At 73.6% G+C, this 16,713-nt stretch carries 19 protein-coding genes; 7 read left to right on the top strand and 12 right to left on the bottom strand.

Translation table 11 applies throughout. The features are described from left to right. Positions 1-148: 148 nt before the first annotated feature. The 5 genes from AC07DU_RS26365 to AC07DU_RS26345 all read right to left on the bottom strand — a co-directional run bounded on the left by AC07DU_RS26365 (position 149) and on the right by AC07DU_RS26345 (position 3,558). Positions 149-847, bottom strand: a complete 699-nt coding sequence (locus AC07DU_RS26365) for a DUF4191 domain-containing protein (RefSeq protein WP_360902217.1) — start codon at positions 845-847, stop codon at positions 149-151. A gap of 10 nt (positions 848-857) precedes the next feature. Then, positions 858-1,055: an SCO2195 family GlnR-regulated protein gene (locus AC07DU_RS26360; RefSeq protein ID WP_360902214.1), complete on the bottom strand. Its 198-nt coding sequence runs from the start codon at positions 1,053-1,055 to the stop codon at positions 858-860. 224 nt (positions 1,056-1,279) lie between these two features. After that, positions 1,280-2,230, bottom strand: a complete 951-nt coding sequence (lipA, locus tag AC07DU_RS26355) for a lipoyl synthase (protein WP_453372379.1) — start codon at positions 2,228-2,230, stop codon at positions 1,280-1,282. Positions 2,231-2,403: 173 nt separating this feature from the next. Further along, the gene (gene lipB, locus AC07DU_RS26350; RefSeq protein ID WP_479034295.1) at positions 2,404-3,204 is read right to left on the bottom strand and encodes a lipoyl(octanoyl) transferase LipB; all 801 of its coding nucleotides are present in this window, start codon (positions 3,202-3,204) and stop codon (positions 2,404-2,406) included. 108 nt (positions 3,205-3,312) lie between these two features. Then, positions 3,313-3,558 carry a hypothetical protein gene (locus AC07DU_RS26345; RefSeq protein WP_360902205.1) on the bottom strand — a complete coding sequence of 82 codons (246 nt, stop codon included), beginning with the start codon at positions 3,556-3,558 and terminating at the stop codon, positions 3,313-3,315. A 173-nt stretch (positions 3,559-3,731) separates the two neighbouring features. Between AC07DU_RS26345 and AC07DU_RS26340 the strand changes: the two genes are divergently transcribed. Next, positions 3,732-5,171, top strand: a complete 1,440-nt coding sequence (locus AC07DU_RS26340; RefSeq protein WP_360902202.1) for an NsdA family TPR-like regulatory protein — start codon at positions 3,732-3,734, stop codon at positions 5,169-5,171. 76 nt (positions 5,172-5,247) lie between these two features. Here the strand turns inward: AC07DU_RS26340 and AC07DU_RS26335 are convergent, their stop codons facing one another. The 3 genes from AC07DU_RS26335 to AC07DU_RS26325 all read right to left on the bottom strand — a co-directional run bounded on the left by AC07DU_RS26335 (position 5,248) and on the right by AC07DU_RS26325 (position 8,461). Next, positions 5,248-6,519: an FAD-dependent oxidoreductase gene (locus AC07DU_RS26335; RefSeq protein ID WP_479034298.1), complete on the bottom strand. Its 1,272-nt coding sequence runs from the start codon at positions 6,517-6,519 to the stop codon at positions 5,248-5,250. A gap of 176 nt (positions 6,520-6,695) precedes the next feature. Then, positions 6,696-7,583 carry a TIGR01777 family oxidoreductase gene (locus AC07DU_RS26330; RefSeq protein ID WP_479113981.1) on the bottom strand — a complete coding sequence of 296 codons (888 nt, stop codon included), beginning with the start codon at positions 7,581-7,583 and terminating at the stop codon, positions 6,696-6,698. 122 nt (positions 7,584-7,705) lie between these two features. Further along, a complete protein-coding gene (locus AC07DU_RS26325; RefSeq protein WP_453372382.1) occupies positions 7,706-8,461 on the bottom strand; it encodes a VIT1/CCC1 transporter family protein in 756 nt (251 codons plus the stop codon). Positions 8,462-8,550: 89 nt separating this feature from the next. Here AC07DU_RS26325 and AC07DU_RS26320 point away from each other — a divergent pair, with 89 nt between their 5' ends. Continuing rightward, positions 8,551-9,642 carry a PP2C family protein-serine/threonine phosphatase gene (locus AC07DU_RS26320; RefSeq protein WP_479113979.1) on the top strand — a complete coding sequence of 364 codons (1,092 nt, stop codon included), beginning with the start codon at positions 8,551-8,553 and terminating at the stop codon, positions 9,640-9,642. A 77-nt stretch (positions 9,643-9,719) separates the two neighbouring features. Here the strand turns inward: AC07DU_RS26320 and AC07DU_RS26315 are convergent, their stop codons facing one another. After that, a complete protein-coding gene (locus AC07DU_RS26315) occupies positions 9,720-9,971 on the bottom strand; it encodes a hypothetical protein (protein WP_360902190.1) in 252 nt (83 codons plus the stop codon). Positions 9,972-10,100: 129 nt separating this feature from the next. Between AC07DU_RS26315 and AC07DU_RS26310 the strand changes: the two genes are divergently transcribed. Beyond that, a complete protein-coding gene (locus AC07DU_RS26310; protein ID WP_360902187.1) occupies positions 10,101-10,472 on the top strand; it encodes an ArsC/Spx/MgsR family protein in 372 nt (123 codons plus the stop codon). Between the two features lie 22 nt (positions 10,473-10,494). On the opposite strand, the gene AC07DU_RS26305 is transcribed toward AC07DU_RS26310, so the two are convergent. Continuing rightward, the gene (locus AC07DU_RS26305) at positions 10,495-11,328 is read right to left on the bottom strand and encodes an alpha/beta fold hydrolase (protein ID WP_479113977.1); all 834 of its coding nucleotides are present in this window, start codon (positions 11,326-11,328) and stop codon (positions 10,495-10,497) included. Between the two features lie 58 nt (positions 11,329-11,386). Here AC07DU_RS26305 and AC07DU_RS26300 point away from each other — a divergent pair, with 58 nt between their 5' ends. Then, positions 11,387-11,845, top strand: coding sequence for a MarR family winged helix-turn-helix transcriptional regulator (locus AC07DU_RS26300; RefSeq protein ID WP_453372386.1), 459 nt, complete (start codon positions 11,387-11,389; stop codon positions 11,843-11,845). Continuing rightward, positions 11,842-13,233 (top strand): MocR-like pyridoxine biosynthesis transcription factor PdxR, encoded by a 1,392-nt coding sequence (gene pdxR, locus AC07DU_RS26295; protein WP_479113974.1) that lies wholly within the window; start codon positions 11,842-11,844, stop codon positions 13,231-13,233. Before AC07DU_RS26300 ends, pdxR begins: the two co-directional genes overlap by 4 nt. Before the next feature lie 3 nt (positions 13,234-13,236). Here the strand turns inward: pdxR and AC07DU_RS26290 are convergent, their stop codons facing one another. Then, positions 13,237-13,731 (bottom strand): GNAT family N-acetyltransferase, encoded by a 495-nt coding sequence (locus AC07DU_RS26290; protein WP_360902175.1) that lies wholly within the window; start codon positions 13,729-13,731, stop codon positions 13,237-13,239. 171 nt (positions 13,732-13,902) lie between these two features. On the opposite strand from AC07DU_RS26290, the gene AC07DU_RS26285 reads away from it, so the two are divergent. Continuing rightward, complete coding sequence (locus AC07DU_RS26285) at positions 13,903-14,448, top strand: hypothetical protein (RefSeq protein WP_479034318.1); 546 nt, start codon at positions 13,903-13,905, stop codon at positions 14,446-14,448. Here AC07DU_RS26285 and AC07DU_RS26280 read toward each other — a convergent pair. Next, the gene (locus AC07DU_RS26280; RefSeq protein ID WP_479034649.1) at positions 14,441-15,385 is read right to left on the bottom strand and encodes a Gfo/Idh/MocA family protein; all 945 of its coding nucleotides are present in this window, start codon (positions 15,383-15,385) and stop codon (positions 14,441-14,443) included. The genes AC07DU_RS26285 and AC07DU_RS26280 overlap by 8 nt on opposite strands. A gap of 212 nt (positions 15,386-15,597) precedes the next feature. On the opposite strand from AC07DU_RS26280, the gene glnII reads away from it, so the two are divergent. Further along, positions 15,598-16,647, top strand: coding sequence for a glutamine synthetase (glnII, locus tag AC07DU_RS26275; RefSeq protein WP_360902168.1), 1,050 nt, complete (start codon positions 15,598-15,600; stop codon positions 16,645-16,647). The last annotated feature ends 66 nt before the right edge of the window (positions 16,648-16,713 follow it).

The raw sequence follows: 16,713 nt of genomic DNA, 5'->3' as shown, positions 1-16,713 counted from the left end.
TTTCTCCCCGCCCACCCCTCTCCCCCCCCCCCCCCCCCCCCCCCCCCCCCCCCCCCCCCCCCCCCCCCCCCCCTCCTCCCGCCCCTGTGTCGTACGTGTACGTCGTAAACGTCGTATACGAAAATCAGGTGGACGGCTCAGCGCACCGTCAGCGCATCTTTCCGCCGCGCGGCATCTTCATGCCCTTGGGCATCGGGCCCTTCGGCAGCGGCATGTTGCTCATGAGGTCACCCATGGCACGCAGCTTGTCGTTGACCTGGGTGATCTGCGGGCCGGCCAGCACGCGCGGGAGCTTCAGCAGGGTGGTGCGCACCTTCTTGAGCGGCACCTCGCCCTCGCCCGTGCCCACGATGAAGTCGTGCACCGGCACGTCCGGCATGATCCGGGCCAGCTTCTTCTTCTCGTTCGCGAGCAGCGGCTTCACCCGATTGGGGTTGCCCTCGGCGATCAGCACGACACCGGCCTTGCCGACGGCCCGGTGGACGATGTCCTGCTGGCGGGTCATCGCGACGGCAGGGGTGGTGGTCCAGCCCCGCCCCACGTTGTCCAGTACGGCCGCGGCCGCACCCGGCTGTCCCTCCATCTGCCCGAAGGCAGCCCGCTCGGCCCGTCGTCCGAAGACGATCGCCATCGCGAGGAACGCCACCAGGAATCCCAGGATGCCCAGGTAGACCGGGTGCTCGATCAGGAAGCCGATCGCAAGAAAGACACCGAAGGTGACGATTCCCACGCCCGCGACGATCAGACCGACCTTCGGGTCGGCCTTGCGCGTCATCTTGTACGTCAGGGCGATCTGCTTCAGTCGCCCGGGGTTCGCAGCAGTCTCTGCGTTTGACTTCCTCGCCATAGAGCGAAGTTTACGTGGCCTGCGGGGTCCGGGTCGCCGCGGCCTCAAGTACGTGTTCGGTTTCGACCCGGTCCTTGGCCCTGCGGCGGTCTTCGAGGACGGCCGCCCAGGCGTTGCGGCGGGCGCCGCTCATCAGCAGGGACTCGAAGCCCCGGAAGGCGTCGGAGACGGACGGGATGGCGATGGCGCGTACGGGCGCGGCCTGCATGATGTCGATCCCTTCCCTTTCACGGAGCCCCGTGGGCGGTGCGTGAGGTGCGTGCACCGTGTGCGGTGCGTGGACCTAGCGTCACTGATTGGTGTTACCAGCGCATGACCGGCCGGTCAAACGTGATGAAAGATTGACGCGGCCCGCCGGGCACTTCCTCACTGGAAGAGCCTAGGGGCCGCATCGACGCAGGGTTACCCGCTAGTAAGGTTCTGTGCGCGACCTCACACGGACGCGGCGCGCTTCTCCATCGCCTGGGTGTAGAGACGACCCGCGCGGTACGAGGAACGGACCAGCGGCCCGGACATCACACCGGAGAAGCCGATCTCCTCGGCCTCCTTCGCCAGCTCCACGAACTCGGCCGGCTTCACCCAGCGCTCGACGGGGTGGTGCCGCGGCGAGGGCCGCAGGTACTGGGTGATGGTGATGAGCTCGCAGCCGGCCTCGTGGAGGTCCTTCAGCGCCTCGCTGACCTCCTCGCGCTCCTCGCCCATGCCGAGGATGAGGTTCGACTTCGTGACGAGGCCGTAGGCGCGGGCCTGCCGGATCACGTCGAGCGAGCGCTCGTAGCGGAAGCCGGGGCGGATCCGCTTGAAGATCCGCGGCACCGTCTCGACGTTGTGCGCGAAGACCTCGGGGCGGGAGGCGAAGACCTCCTCCAGGAGCTCCGGGACCGCGTTGAAGTCGGGGGCCAGCAGCTCGACCTTGGTGTGGCCGCTCGCGCGGCCCGCCGTCTGCTGGTGGATCTGGCGCACGGTCTCCGCGTACAGCCAGGCGCCGCCGTCGGCCAGGTCGTCGCGCGCGACGCCCGTGATGGTGGCGTAGTTGAGGTCCATCGTGACCACGGACTCGCCCACACGACGCGGCTCGTCACGGTCCAGCGCCTCGGGCTTGCCCGTGTCGATCTGGCAGAAGTCACAGCGCCGGGTGCACTGGTCGCCACCGATGAGGAAGGTGGCCTCGCGGTCCTCCCAGCATTCGTAGATGTTCGGACAACCGGCTTCCTGGCACACCGTGTGCAGTCCTTCGCCCTTCACCAGGGCCTGCATCTTGGTGTACTCGGGGCCCATCTTCGCCCGGGTCTTGATCCACTCGGGCTTGCGCTCGATGGGGGTCTGGGCATTCCGGACCTCCAGGCGCAGCATCTTGCGTCCGTCGGGTGCGACTGCGGACACGACCGGCTCCCTGTGACTTCGATTGTTCGGGCGTCCACCAGGGTACGCCCGTAAATTCGTACGCTCTTACGTCGGCCAACCTGCGAGGGGCCGACCGCATTCCCGCGCGGCCACCCGGCCGCCCCACGGCCGTCCCCGGCCGTCCACCGGGACGTCTCCGGGGCGCCGCCGCGCTAGGCGCCCGCGACCTGCTCCCTTTCGCGGGGCAGCAGCTCCGCGTGCTCCAGCACGTCCTTCAGGTGCCGTTCGACGACCGGCAGCACCTCGGCGATGGTGATCTCGCGGCCCAGTTCGTACGAGAGCGAGGTCACACCGGCGTCCCGGATGCCGCAGGGCACGATCCGGTCGAACCACGTGTTGTCCGGGTTCACGTTGATCGCGAAGCCGTGCATGGTGACGCCCTTGGCCACGCGGATGCCGATGGCGGCGAGCTTGCGGTCCTCGCGGCGCTGGCCGGCGTTGGACGGGGCGTACTCGGGGCCGTTCAGGCGGGCGTCGAACTCGTCGTCGTGCAGGCGCGGGTCCAGGTCGAGGGAGAGCCCGCCGATCGCGGGACGCTCCTCGACGGGGTCGCCGAGCACCCAGACGCCGCTGCGGCCCTCGACCCGGGTGGTCTCCAGGCCGAACTCGGCGGCGGTCCGGATCAGCGCTTCCTCCAGGCGGCGGACGTGGGCGACCACGTCCACCGGGCGGGGCAGCTTCATGATCGGGTAGCCGACCAGCTGGCCCGGGCCGTGCCAGGTGATCTTGCCGCCGCGGTCCACGTCGACCACCGGAGTGCCGTCGAGCGGGCGCTCGCTGGGGTCGGTGCGCCGGCCCGCGGTGTAGACCGGCAGGTGCTCCAGCAGCAGGCAGGTGTCCTCGATCTCGTCCGCGAAGCGGGCCGCGTGCACCCTGCGCTGTTCCTCCCAGGCGTGGGTGTACTCGACGGATTCCGGCCCGAAGCCCAGATGGACAAACCCAAGCTCAGCCACCGCAGCGCCTCCTCATTGAACCTGCTGTGTGCACGTATCCCACGGAGCAAGGGTACGGCGGCCCCCGCGGGCCCCTTCAGGAGCCCGGCAAGATCCCAAAGAGGCGACCTAGGGCCGGCGGCGCCGGCCCCTGGGCGGCCGGTCGGGGTCCTCGTCCGCGCGCGGCAGCCTGCGGTGCCCCTCCGAATGGTCGTTCACCCAGCCGCACACCCCGCAGGCGTACCGCCCGTCGAGCCCCGCGATGTAGGTGCCGCAGCGGCGGCACTCCGCCTCCGTCAGCTCGGGCGGCGGCAGCGGAACGGTGGATTCGGTTCGCTCCTCGGGGAGGTGCGCCCGGTGGGGCCGAGGGGTCATGGCCCGCAGCGTACGCGGGCAGAGGGGGACGGGCCGTAAAGCGCCCTACCCATTCGGCACACGATCGGATGAATGTGGGGCAGAGAGGGCGGCATGAGCGGAGTTCGCCGCTACATTCACGCCGTTCACAGGGCCGGGACTCCGGTCCGTCACGTCAGGAAACCGTGGAGCCGATGACGGAACGACCTGCCCAGCGCGTCCCCAACCGGCAGCTCGCGGCGCTGATCGCGGAAGCCGGGTTCTCCAACGCCGGGCTAGCCCGGCGCGTCGACCAGCTCGGCCTGGAGCACGGTCTCGACCTGCGGTACGACAAGACCTCCGTGACCCGGTGGCTGCGGGGGCAGCAGCCGCGCGGGACCACCCCCGCGCTGATCGCCGAGGTCTTCACCCGGCGCCTCGGGCGGCGCCTGTCCGCGCAGGACCTGGGCCTGGACGCCTGCGCGCCCGTGTACGCCGGGCTGGAGTTCGCGGCGACCCCGGAAGAGGCCGTCGACATCGCGAGCGGCCTGTGGCGCAAGGACTCCGGATCCCACGCCGAGCTGCGGAAGATCGCCTTCACGCCGGCCGGACTGGTCGTGCCCAGCCGGGACTGGCTGATCGGACGGGCCGACGAACGCGTCGGGCGGGGCGCCGATCAGGCCGCCGTCCGGGTCCCCCTGCAGGGCCGGGCCACCGTGCCCCGCCAGCGCCAGATCGACCGGGGCCCCGGCCAGCGGGTCACCAGCGGGGACATCGCGGCGCTGCGCTCGGTGAGCGAGCTGTTCCGCACCCTGGACCACACCTACGGCGGCGGGCACGCCCGGCAGGCGCTGGTGCGGTACCTGGAGCACGAGGCCGAGCCGATGCTCCGCGGGACCTACGGGGAGACGACCGGGCGGCGGCTGTTCGCGGCCGCGGCCGATCTGACCCGGCTCGCGGGCTGGACCTCGTACGACATCGCCGCGCACGGGCTGGCCCAGCGGTACTTCGTGCAGGCCCTGCGGCTGGCCCAGGCGGCCGGGGACCGGCCCTACGGCTCGTACGTCCTGGTCACCATGAGCCGTCAGGCCGTCTACCTCGGCCACGGGCGGGAGGCGGTGCAGCTGGCCCGCGTCGCCCAGCAGGGCGTGGGCTCCGGCCCGCCGCCGGTGGTGCAGGCGCTGCTGCACGCGGCGGAGGCGCGCGGGCACGCGGTGCTCGGCGAGGTCCGGGCGTCCACCGCGTCGCTGGCGCGCGCCGAGCGGGCCCTGGGCGCGGCCCGGCCGGGGGACGACGTGCCGCACTGGGCGCGCTGCTACGACGAGGCGCAGCTGGCGGCCGAGTTCGGGCACTGCCACCGGGACCTGCAGCAGTACCGGGCCTCGGCGCAGCACGCGGAGCGGTCCTTGCAGCTGCGGTCCCCGGCGTACGCCCGCTCCCGGCTGTTCTGCCGGGTGGTGCTGGCCACGGCCCGGCTGGGGCTGGGCGAGCTGGACCAGGCGTGCGCGCTGGGCGCGGAGGCGGCGCAGCAGGCGATGGAGATGCGGTCGGTGCGCGCGGTGGAGTACGTACGGGACTTCGAGCGGCGGCTGGAGCCCTACCGGGACGCGTCCGCCGTGCGGACGTACCGGGACCGGGTGGCCGCCTTGTCGTGACCCGCACGTGGACGGCGGGGGCGCACCGGTGCCGGCGGGGCTGCGGACGCGGCCCCGCCGGCGGACTGGGTGGTTCTCAGGCCGCCACCGGAAGGGCGTGCTCCGAGGTGGCCGGGAGCGGGATGCCGAAGTCGCGCAGGACGGCGCCGGTGGCCCGGCGGGCCGAGTGCAGGGCCCCCTGGACGGTGTTGGTGTCGCGGTGGTCGCCGCACACGTACAGCCCGGCCAGGACCCGTACGGGGCGCCGCAGGTCGTAGGGCGGGGGCATGGCGGGGACGGCCTCCGGGGTGTGGTGGACGGCCAGCAGCTCCCAGTCCCGGGTGGTGGTGTCGTAGAGCCGGGCGAGGCGCGAGGCGACCGTACGGGTGGGGGGCGGCGGGCCGAGCACGGTGGTGGTGACCAGGCTCCGGCCGCGGGGGGCCCGCGTCGGGTCGACCGCGCTCATCACGGCGGTGTGGCAGACGGGCCAGTCCGGGTCGCCGTCCAGGACCAGCGAGCCGTCCCGGGGCAGGGGGGTGGTGGTGGCGTGGTGCAGGACGGTGACCTGGTGGAAGGCGGGTACGCGCAGGCCGGGCAGGAGCTCGGCGGCGGCGCGGGCGCCGGTGGCCAGCAGGACGGAGCGGCAGCTGAAGTCGCCGTGCTCCTCGGTGGTGACGAGGTTGATGGCCACCGACCGCACCCGCACCCCGGTCCGTACGGTCCCGGGCGGCAGGCCGGCGGCGAGCAGGTCGGGCAGGGCCGCCGCTCCGCCCTCGGGCACGGCGAGCCGGCCGCGGGCGAAGGTGCGCAGGGCCAGGTCGGCGACCCGGCTGGAGGTGGTGAGCTCCGGGTCGCGCAGCAGGGTGGCGAGCAGGGGCCGGAGCACCCCGCCCAGGGTGCGCGCCGGCAGCCCGCGCGTGCGCAGGGCGGCGTGGGCGGTGCGTTCGGGCCGGGCGAGCAGCTTGTCCTCGGGCACGGCGGCGAGCCGGCCGAGGGCGGCGCTGAGCCGGGCCTGGTCGAGGGAGCCGCTGGCCAGGGCGCGGGCGGGGGTGAGGGCCCCGGCCCGGAGCTGTTTGCCGTCGGTGTGGACCAGGACCCCGGGCGCGAAGGGGCGCAGGGTCAGGGTCCGCAGGGCGGGGGTGCGGGTGAGTTCGGTGTACGAGGTGTTGAGCAGCTGGCCGATCCGGTCCAGCCGGAACCCGTCGGCCGACTCGGTGGCCATCCGTCCGCCGGGGTCGTCCGCGGACTCCAGGACGGTGACCGTGACCCCGGCTGCGATCAGGTGGTGCGCGGCCGCGAGTCCTGAGACTCCGGCTCCTACGATGACGACGTCCGCATGGTGTGCGGCATGGTGTGCGCTGCTGAGCACGTGCCCCTCCCCGAGGTCGGCGCGGCTGTGTGGGGATCCTCCTTCCCTCAAGGGGCTGCGGGGGAACCCGAGTTCGGCTCAGTATTACGGTCAGATCCGGTCGCACGACGGTCGCATCCGGGTCACGAACGGTCGCACGCCGGTCGCACGCGGTTCACATGGAGCATGCGGGCCTCTCAGCGCGCGGCGCGAATGGCCTGCTCGATGCCGGGGTCGCGGAAGACGAAGCCGGACTCCAGCAGCCGTGCGGGACGGGCCCGTTGGCTGCCGAGCACGTCGGAGGAGAACTCCCCGAGCACCAGGCGCAGGGCCACGGCCGGTACGGGGAGCACGGCGGGCCGGCGCAGCACCCGGGACATGGCGGCGGTGATCTGGCGGTTGGTCAGCGGCTCGGGGGCGGTGAGGTTGACGGGGCCCGCGAGGCCGGGGGTGTCGATGATGTGGCGCAGGGCCGCGATCTCGTCCCGGAGGGAGATGTACGACCAGTACTGGCGGCCGTTGCCGAGCCGTCCGCCGAGGCCGGCGCGGAAGAGGGGGAACATCCGCCCCCAGGCTCCGCCCTCCCGGGCGACGACCAGGCCGCTGCGGGCGAACGCGGTCCGGATCCCGGCCTCGCGGGCGGGGGCGGCGGCCGCCTCCCACTCCACGCAGACGGAGGGCAGGAAGCCGTGCCCGGCGGGGGCCGTCTCGTCCACGGCCCGGTCGCCGGTGTCCCCGTAGTAGCCGATGGCGGACCCCACGACGAACACCTGCGGCGGTTCGTCGAGCGCGGCCGCGGCCCGGGCCAGCGCGGCGGTGCCGAGCACCCGGCTGTCGCGGATCTCCTTCTTGTACGCGGCGGTCCACCGGTGCGCGCCGACCCCGGCCCCGGCCAGCCCCACGACGGCCCCGCACCCGGCCAGCCCCGCGGGGTCGACGTACCCGCGCACGGGATCCCAGCGCGCCTCGTCGGCGGCCGCGGGCTCCCGCCGTACGAACCGCACCACTTCGTGCCCGTCCGCCCGCAGGGACCGCACGAGTGCACTGCCGATGAGCCCGGTCGATCCGGTGACCGCGATGCGCATGTCCCCATCCTGCCGGTGCCGTGGCCGCGCGGCGCGACCATCCGGCCCGGTCGGCGTGTGCGGCGCGCAGCCCCCGGCCCGAACCGGCCTCGCGCCTCAATAGCCGGCGGGGCTGAATTCGCTCAGCCGGTCCCCAGCCAGGTGCCCACCGCGTAGGTGACGGCCATGGCCAGCGCGCCCCCGCCCACGTTCCGCAGCACCGCGCGCCCCGCGGGCGCCCCGCCCAGCCGCGCGCTGAGCACCCCGCACAGCGTGAGCGCGGCCAGCACCGCCAGCACCGTCACCGGCACCCTCGCCGAGGGCCCCGGCAGGATGATCGCCAGCAGCGGGAGCACCGCCCCCACCGTGAAGGCGACGAGGCTGGCGAAGGCCGCGTGCCACGGATTGGCCAGCTCGTCGGGATTGATCCCCAGCTCCACCCGGGCGTGCGCCCGCAGCGCGTCCCGCTCCGTCAGCTGCTCGGCCGCCTCCCGGGCCACCCCGCGGCTCAGCCCCCGCGCGGCGAGCAGGTCGGTCAGCTCGTCGAGCTCGGCCTCCGGCTCCTCGGCCAGTTCCCGCCGTTCCAGGTCGAGCGCGGCCCGCTCGGAGTCCCGCTGCGAGCTGACGGAGACGTACTCCCCCGCCGCCATCGACAGCGAGCCCGCCAGCAGCCCCGCGACACCCGCTGCCAGGATCGCCGCGCGCGAGGTCGTCGCCCCCGCCACGCCGACCACCAGGCCCGCGGTGGAGATGATCCCGTCGTTGGCGCCGAGCACCCCCGCGCGCAGCCAGTTGAGCCGGGTGCTGATCCCCGCGCTCTGCGAGCCCGCGCCCGCGCCGTGCGCCTCGACGTGCGCCCGACCGGGCCCCCGGCCCACCGCACCCTCGTCACCTGTCACGCCACCACTGTCCCGGCACCGGCCCCGCGAGGCCACCCGGCGGGCCGGTCCGGGGTGCGCGGGACCGGACCGCGTACCAGGGTGGAGGTGTGAGACGCGGACGCGAGGAGCCCGGGTGGCTGCGCGGTGAGCCACCGCCGCGCTGGGCCCGGATCGCGCCCGCCGTGGCCCTGGTCGGGCTGGTGCTCGCCCAGCGGGCCACCCCGGCCGATGTCGAGCTGGGGTTCTTCCTGGCGGGTCTGCCGCCGGTGGCCGCCTTCGCGTACGGCGCGGCCGGGACCGCGGTCTTCGCTGTCGTCGTCCTCCTGCTGCTGTGGGTGCCCGACCTCGGCATCGCCCACGCCCGGGGGACGGACATGGCCACGGTGGCCGCCGTCGGGCTGCTGAGCGTGGTGATCGCCTGGGTACGGCGGCGCCGGGACGCCCAGCTGGTCAGCGTCCGCACGGTGGCGGAGGCGGCCCAGCTGGCGGTCCTGCCGCCGGTGCCGCACCGGGTGGGCGGTGTGCGCTGCTCGGGCCTCTACCGGGCGGCGCAGCGCGGCACCCTGGTCGGCGGCGACCTGTACGACGTACGGGCCGGCCCGTACGGGGTGCGGGCCCTGGTCGGGGACGTCCAGGGACACGGCCTGGCGGCGGTCGCCACCGTGGCCGCGCTGCTGGGCGCCTTCCGCGAGGCGGTGCTCGACGACGCCGGGCTGGCGGCGGTCGCGGCCAGGCTGGACCGGCGGCTGCTGGCCGACTCGGCGCTCGCCCCCGTCGAGCATCCGGAGCTGTTCGCGACGGCGGTGCTGCTGGAGTTCCCGCCCGGGCTGGACCTCGTACGGATCGTGTCGTGCGGGCATCCGTCGGCCCTGCGGCTGCGCGGCTTCGCGGTGTCGGAGGTGGCCGTGGAGCCGGGCCCGCCGCTGGGCCTGGGGCTCTCGGGGCCGGCCCCCGCGGTGGCGGAGCTGCCCTTGCTGCCCGGGGACCGGCTGCTGTTGCACACGGACGGCGTGACCGAGGCCCGGGACGCGACGGGGAGCTTCTACCCGCTGGCCGCCCGGGTGCCCGTACTGGCCAGGGACCCGGCGGGTCTGGTGCACGCGGTGTGGCGGGACCTGGCGGCCTTCACGGACGGCGGTCCGCGCGACGACGTGGCCCTGCTGCTGCTCTCGGTGGACGGGGCGCCGCCGTCACCCTGACGGACGGCGCGCGGTGCACCGGGGGCCCGACCACTCCGGCCGGCCGGGCCCCCGGCACACGATGACGAGCCGACGCCTCATGACTCCTTGATGAAGGCGCGCACCATCTTGCACGTGACATTGGACGGCCGGTGGATCCCCGTCCGGACGGCCATCGTCCGGATCTTCCGGTTGGTGGCGCGCCGGGCGTCGTACGTCCCCGAGTCGAGCAGGGATATCGCCAGCCGCATGGCCTTCAGGCGGCGGTTGTGGCTCTCGTACCACTCGCGGGGCAGGCCCGCCGGCAGTGGCTTCTTCTTGACGTGCTGGATGGTGGTGGCAGTGGCCATCTACAGCCTCCCAAACGGTAGTTGGCGTCCCGTCGTTCTCCCTCGATTTTACCGGGGGGCACTGACAAAAGCCCTGGCCGGACGACGCCCCGAGGCACCCGCACACCGTCCTCGTTAGAGTGGGGCGCCATGGAGATCTGGATCAATCCCGCCTGTTCCAAGTGCCGTAGCGCGCTGACCCTGCTGGACGCGGAGGGCGCCGACTACACCGTGCGCCGCTACCTGGAGGACGTGCCCTCCGAGGACGAGATCCGCGAGGTGCTCGGCCGGCTCGGACTGGAGCCGTGGGACATCACCCGTACGTCCGACCCGCTCGCCAAGGAGACCGGCGTACGGGACCTGCCGCGCGAGGAGACCGACGCGGCCCGGGCCCTGTGGATCGCCCACCTGGCCGCCCACCCGAAGCTGATCCAGCGCCCGATCATCACCGCCGAGGACGGCACGGCCGTGGTCGCCCGCTCGGAGGACGCCGTCCGCGAGGCCCTGTCCCGCAAGGCCTGAGGCCGGCTCCCACCGGGCCCTCTCAGACGGCCCCGGTGAGCCGACGGACGATCTCCCCGGCCGCGGTCAGCGGCAGCGCGTGGTGCGCGACGCCGGGCAGTACGTCGACCCGCGCCCCCGGCAGCGCCCCCCGCGCGGCCCGGGCCGCGCGGTCCGCGTCGTGGCAGCGGGCACGCCCGGCGAACAGGACCTGGACCGGGATCCCGAGCCCGGTCAGGTCCGGGCGCGGACCGGTCACCGGCCGGACGGCGGGGAACCCGACGCTCTCGTCCTGGAGCCGCAGCCAGGCCGGATCGAGCGCGGCCCCGCGGGTCTCCCACGCGAGGAACGAGCGGATCCGCTGCGGCGTGGGCCGCGCCAGCACGGGCACGGCGCGCAGCACATAGCCAGGACGCAGCCCGGCGAAAACCCGGGTCGGGTCGAGCAGCACGAGGCGGCCGAGCCGGGCAGGACGCCGCGCGGCGTAGTGGGCGGCGATCCATGCCCCGTACGAGTGCCCGCCGAGCCCGACCGGCCCGTTCGGGCACAGCCCGTCGAGGACGGCGTCGAGCCAGCCGACGAGGTCCCCGGTGGTCCGCACCGCCCGCCCCGGCGCGGGCACACTCAGCCCGGGCTCCCCCACCAGATCCACGGCATGCACCCGGTGATCACGGCCGAGCCCGGCGGCGACGCACGCGCCCCACACGGTGGAGGTGGCCCCGCCACCGGGCAGCAACACCAACGGCGGCGCACCGGCCGGGCCCCACATATTGACGCGGGTGACCCCGTACGGCGTGGCCAGGTCGACGGCTTCAGCGCGCGGCCACTGCCCGAGCACCTCGTCGTAGGCGGCGCGAAAGGAAGAAGCAGAGAACATGACAGACCCCAATGCCTCGCCAGGCGATAATCTCGCTCAGCGAGAGATACTAGGCGACATGAACGACAGGCCGGAACCCGAGAACCTTGAACTGGTGCACCTGCTGCGAGCGGTGAGCATCGAATTCAGCCTGCGCCAGGCGGAGTTCGCCGCACGCAACGGCATGCACCCCACGGACGTACGCGCCCTGATCTGCCTCCTGGACGCGGCCCGCGCGGGCGAACCCGCCACGGTGGGCCTGCTCGGCGCCCGCCTCGGACAGGGCTCGGCGGGCACCACCGCCGTGATCGACCGGCTGGAACGGCTCGGTTACGTGGCCCGCGTCCGCGACGACCGCGACCGGCGCCGGATCCTGCTGCGCGTGGAGCCGGAGGCGATCCGCCTGGGCCGGGAGTTCTTCGGCCCGCTGATCGACGGGGTCCTGGCGGTGCTGGACTCCTTCGACCCCGCCGAACGGGACACCGTCCGCCGCTTCCTGACGGCCACCCACACCGTCTTCACCCCGCCGGCCGCATGACCGCCCCCGACTCCGGCGCCGACCTGCACCTGGACCTCCCCGCCGAAGGCGCCCGGCGGACCGCCCTCGCCCAAGCCCTGCGCGACGCCGTACGCACCGGCCGACTGGCCGGCGGGACGCGCCTACCGCCGTACCGGACGCTCGCCGCCGACCTCGGGCTGGCCCGCAACGCCGTGGCCGACGCGTACGCCGAGCTCGTCGCCGAAGGCTGGTTCACCGCCCGCCAGGGCTCCGGCACCCACGTCGCCGAGGGCGTCGCCGCCGCCGGACCCCCGGCCCCGACGACCACATCCGCGCCCCCAGGTCACCGCCACGACCTGCTCCAGGGCAAGCCCGACCCCGCATCCTTCCCCCGGGGCCCATGGGCCACCAGCGCACGGCGGGCCCTGACCCAGGCACCCACCGAGGCGTTCGGACCGGGCGACCCGCGGGGCCGCCCCGAACTGCGACAGGCCCTGGCCGGCTACCTCTCCCGGGCGCGCGGCGTACGCACCACGCCGGCCAACATCGTCATCTGCTCCGGCTTCGCCAACGGCCTGCGCCTGCTGGCCGCGATCCGTCCCCGGGACTGGGCGGTCGAGGCCTACGGACTCCCCTTCCACCACAGCATCCTCGACACGGCCGGCGTCCACCCGCATCCCGTCCCGGTGGACGAGGACGGCGCCCAGCTCACCGGGGAACTCCCCGCCCGGACCCGCACGTTGTTGCTCACCCCAGCGCACCAGTTCCCCACCGGCGCCCGCCTGCTCCCCTCACGGCGCGCCGCCGCCGCGGAATGGGCCCGCAGCACCGGCGGCGTGATCGTAGAGGACGACTACGACGGCGAATTCCGCTACGACCGCAAACCCATCGGCGCCCTCCAAGGGCTCGCCCCCGGCCACGTCGTGTACGCGGGCTCGCTCAGCAAGAGCCTCTCCCCCGCGCTCCGCCTCGGCTGGCTGGTCCTCCCGGACCACCTGGTCGACCAGGTCCTGGCGGCGAAGGGCCTGCGGGAGTCCTGGTCGAGCGCGCTGGACCAACTGGCACTGGCGGACTTCATCGAGTGCGGCGCGTACGACCGCCACGTCCGCCGGATGCGCCTGCGCTACCGCGCCCGCCGCGACCACCTGGTCTCCGCACTGTCAGCCCGCGCCCCGCACATCCGGGTGACGGGCATCTCGGCAGGCCTGCACGCGGTCCTGGAACTCCCCCCGGGCCAAGAAGCCCCCACCCTGGCGGCCGCCCGCGCCGCAGGCCTCGCCCTGGACGGCCTCTCCTCCTACCACCACCCGTCCTCCCGCACCCCACCCCGCGAGGGCCTGGTCGTCGGCTACGCCTCCCCACCGAACACGTCGTTCACCCGAGCCGTGGACGCGCTGGCGGAGGTCATCCACGGGGTGAAGCCGTAGTCGTCACACAGCCGCTTCCCGCAGGTTCCGCAGAAAGGCGAAGCCGGGACGGCCGTCGATTCGGATCTCTCCGGTGGAGACGAATCCCGTGCGGGCCAGTACGGTCCGCGAACCGGGATTGTCGACGGTCGTGACAGCTCGCAGCGCGGTCAGCCCGTACTCCGTTGCAGCCAGGGCGCACACCTCACGCACGGCAGCGGTGGCCAGCCCCCGCCCTGCGGCCTTCTCGGCGATCCGGTACCCGAGCTCGGCCGAACCGTCCTCCACGTCGATGAGGTTGACCCTTCCCAGCACCTCCCCACCGCTGCCCACCAGGACATGGAAGAAGCACAGTCCCTCTGCCTGCTCAGCCATCAGACCCTGGTGCCGGGCGTCGAAATGAGCGAAGTAGTGATCGCCACGGTCGGGTACCGACGCAGCGAAATAAGCCCGGTTCTCTTGTTCGAATGCGAGAAGCGCCGGTGCATGGTCGAAACGGAGCAGCTGGAGCTGAGGCATACCCGATGCTAAGCACTCTCGACTGCCGGAAGTGGGTCCGCTCTGGAGATCCGCCGCCAGCGCCCAGCCCGTGCATCCCGGCCGCCCGAGAGGCTCCCGCCCCCACCACCTCGTAGGGTGACCCCATTACCAAAAGGGACGTATAGCACCAAAAGACCTCAAGGACCCCCGGTGAACGAGCAGCAGCCACAACCCACACCCACCCCGAACCCCGACCCCACCCCCACCTTCCCCCCGCCCCACCATGGCGCCGACTGGATGTTCGGCGGGGTGTACGGGACCGTGCTGGCCAGTGGGCTGTTGGCCGCGCTGGAGCGGGAGGGTGGGGACTACACCCCGTACTACGACGCCAGCTGGGTGCTCGTCACCGCGGCCACCGCCGCGCTCGCGCACGGCTACTCGCACCACATGAGCAGCCACCAGCGGAGCTCCGTCGGGCACCGGTGGCGGTTGCTGGCGGGGGCGCTGTGGAACGAGTGGCCGATCATCGCGGCCGCTCTTCCCACCGTCCTGCTGCTGATCGTCGCCGGGCTCGCCGGCTGGGACTCCCACCGGGGGACGGCCGTCGGGCTCGGCCTGAACACCGCGCTGCTGTTCGCCTGGGGGTCCCTCGTGGCGATCCGGGTCGGCTACCGGCTCCGCTCGGCGCTGCTCATCGGACTGGCCGACGCCACCGTCGGCCTCGCCATCATCGTGGCGGACGCCCTGATCAAGTAGCCGGGAGCTGCGCCTCCGCCTCCACCAGCAGCTCCGTCAGCCGGGCCCCGAACTCCGCCCCCCGCGGGTCCGGTACGCCCGTCCGGGCCGCGGTGAGCAGCGCGTCCAGGGCGCGCCCGTAGGCGCCCGGTACGTCGCTCCAGCCCGGCAGAGCGTAGACGCCCTCGGTGCCGCGCAGTTCCAGCCCCACCCCGGCGGCCGCCCGCGGCGCGCCCAGGCTGAGCACGGCGGTGCTGGCCGCGCCGGAGGTGTGCCGCAGGGCCAGCTGGACCACGTCGGAGGGGCCGCGGGTGGCGCTGACCTCGGTGACCTCGCCGAGGATCGGGATGAGTACGGAGAGCGCGTGCGGGCCGACGTCCCACAGCCCGCCCTTGGCCCTGCGCCAGGGCGAGTCGGCGTACGCGCTGGGCGTGCCGTCGGGCGGGAAGACGGCGCCGAGCCAGTGCGCGGCCGCCGTGAACCAGCCCGGGCGTCCGGCCTGCTCCGCGACCCAGCCCGCGGTGGGCTCGGCGAAGCGCAGGGTGAGGAAGACGATGGAGGCGACCTGGTGGCGGGCCACCGCGTCGGCCACGGCGCGGGCATCGGCCACGGTCGTCGCGACGGGCTTGTCGAGCAGCAGGTGGCAGCCGGCGGCGGCCGCGCGCACGGCGAGCGGGGCCTGCACGTCGGGCGGCAGGGCGAAGGCCACGGCGTCACACTCGGCGAACAGCTCGTCGGGGTCTTCGTACACCTTCACGTCGTGCGCGCGCGCGAGTTCCGCCGCGGCCTCGGGCCGGCGGCCCCACACGCCGGCGAACTCGGACCCGGTGTGCGCGGCGAGGGCGGGGGCGTGGGTCCGGTGCGCCCAGGGGCCGGTCCCCAGCAGCCCCACCCTGGGGCGGGGCTCTTCGGGGTGGCCGGGGCCGGGGTCGCCTACAGGGTTCAAATCAGACGAAATGCTCACGGGGCCAGTCTGCCCCACCCGGACGGGCGCGCCGCCACCAACCCGCGGTCGCCCCGCACAGCCCACCCGACCTGCGGCGTAAACCTCGGTAACACGGGGTTCACACACGGGCAACGGAAGGGAAATCGCGGGCGGGCACGCTGCGGTCATCACCGCAGCGATGAAGCAGCGACCAGCAGCACCCGCAGAGTCTGAGGATGGGGCCCGTGAGCTACAAGGCTGAGTACATCTGGATCGACGGCACCGAGCCGACGGCGAAGCTTCGCTCCAAGACGAAGATCCTGGATGGGGGCCCCTCCCAGGCCGGAGGCTCTGGGGGAGGCGACGCGCTGCCGATCTGGGGCTTCGACGGATCGAGCACCAACCAGGCCGAGGGCCACGCCTCCGACCGCGTGCTGAACCCGGTCTTCTCCTGCCCGGACCCGATCCGCGGCGGCGACAACCTCCTCGTGCTGTGCGAGGTGCTGAACATCGACATGACCCCGCACGAGTCGAACACCCGCGCGCTGCTGCGTCCGGTCGCCGAGAAGTTCGCCGCTCAGGAGCCGATCTTCGGCATCGAGCAGGAGTACACCTTCTTCGACGGCTCGCGCCCGCTCGGCTTCCCGGTCAACGGCTTCCCGGCCGCTCAGGGCGGTTACTACTGCGGCGTCGGCTCGGACGAGATCTTCGGCCGCGAGATCGTCGAGAAGCACCTGGACCACTGCCTCGCTGCGGGCCTGAGCATCTCCGGCATCAACGCCGAGGTCATGCCCGGCCAGTGGGAGTTCCAGGTCGGGCCCGTGGGTCCGCTGGAGGTCTCCGACCAGCTGTGGATCGCGCGCTGGCTGCTCTACCGCACCGCCGAGGACTTCAACGTCTCCGCGACGCTGAACCCGAAGCCGGTGAAGGGCGACTGGAACGGCGCCGGCGCGCACACCAACTTCTCCACGAAGGCGATGCGCGAGAGCTACCCCGCGATCATCTCCGCGTGCGAGGCGCTGGGCGAGGGCAGCAAGCCCATGGACCACGTGAAGAACTACGGCGCGGGCATCGACGAGCGCCTGACGGGTCTGCACGAGACCGCCCCGTGGAACGAGTTCAGCTACGGCGTCTCGGACCGCGGCGCCTCGGTCCGCATCCCGTGGCAGGTGGAGAAGGACGGCAAGGGCTACATCGAGGACCGCCGCCCGAACGCGAACGTGGACCCGTACGTGGTGACCCGCCTCATCACGGACACCTGCTGCACCGGCCTGGAGAAGGACGGCCTGGTCTAGGACCCGCCGCCCCTCGAAGCACCCCGCCGCCCGCCGGTCCCCCGTGGACCGGCGGGCGGCGGGCGT

It is taken from the genome of Streptomyces sp. NPDC045695 (assembly GCF_056432025.1).
This window is presented reverse-complemented; position numbering and strand designations above follow the sequence as displayed.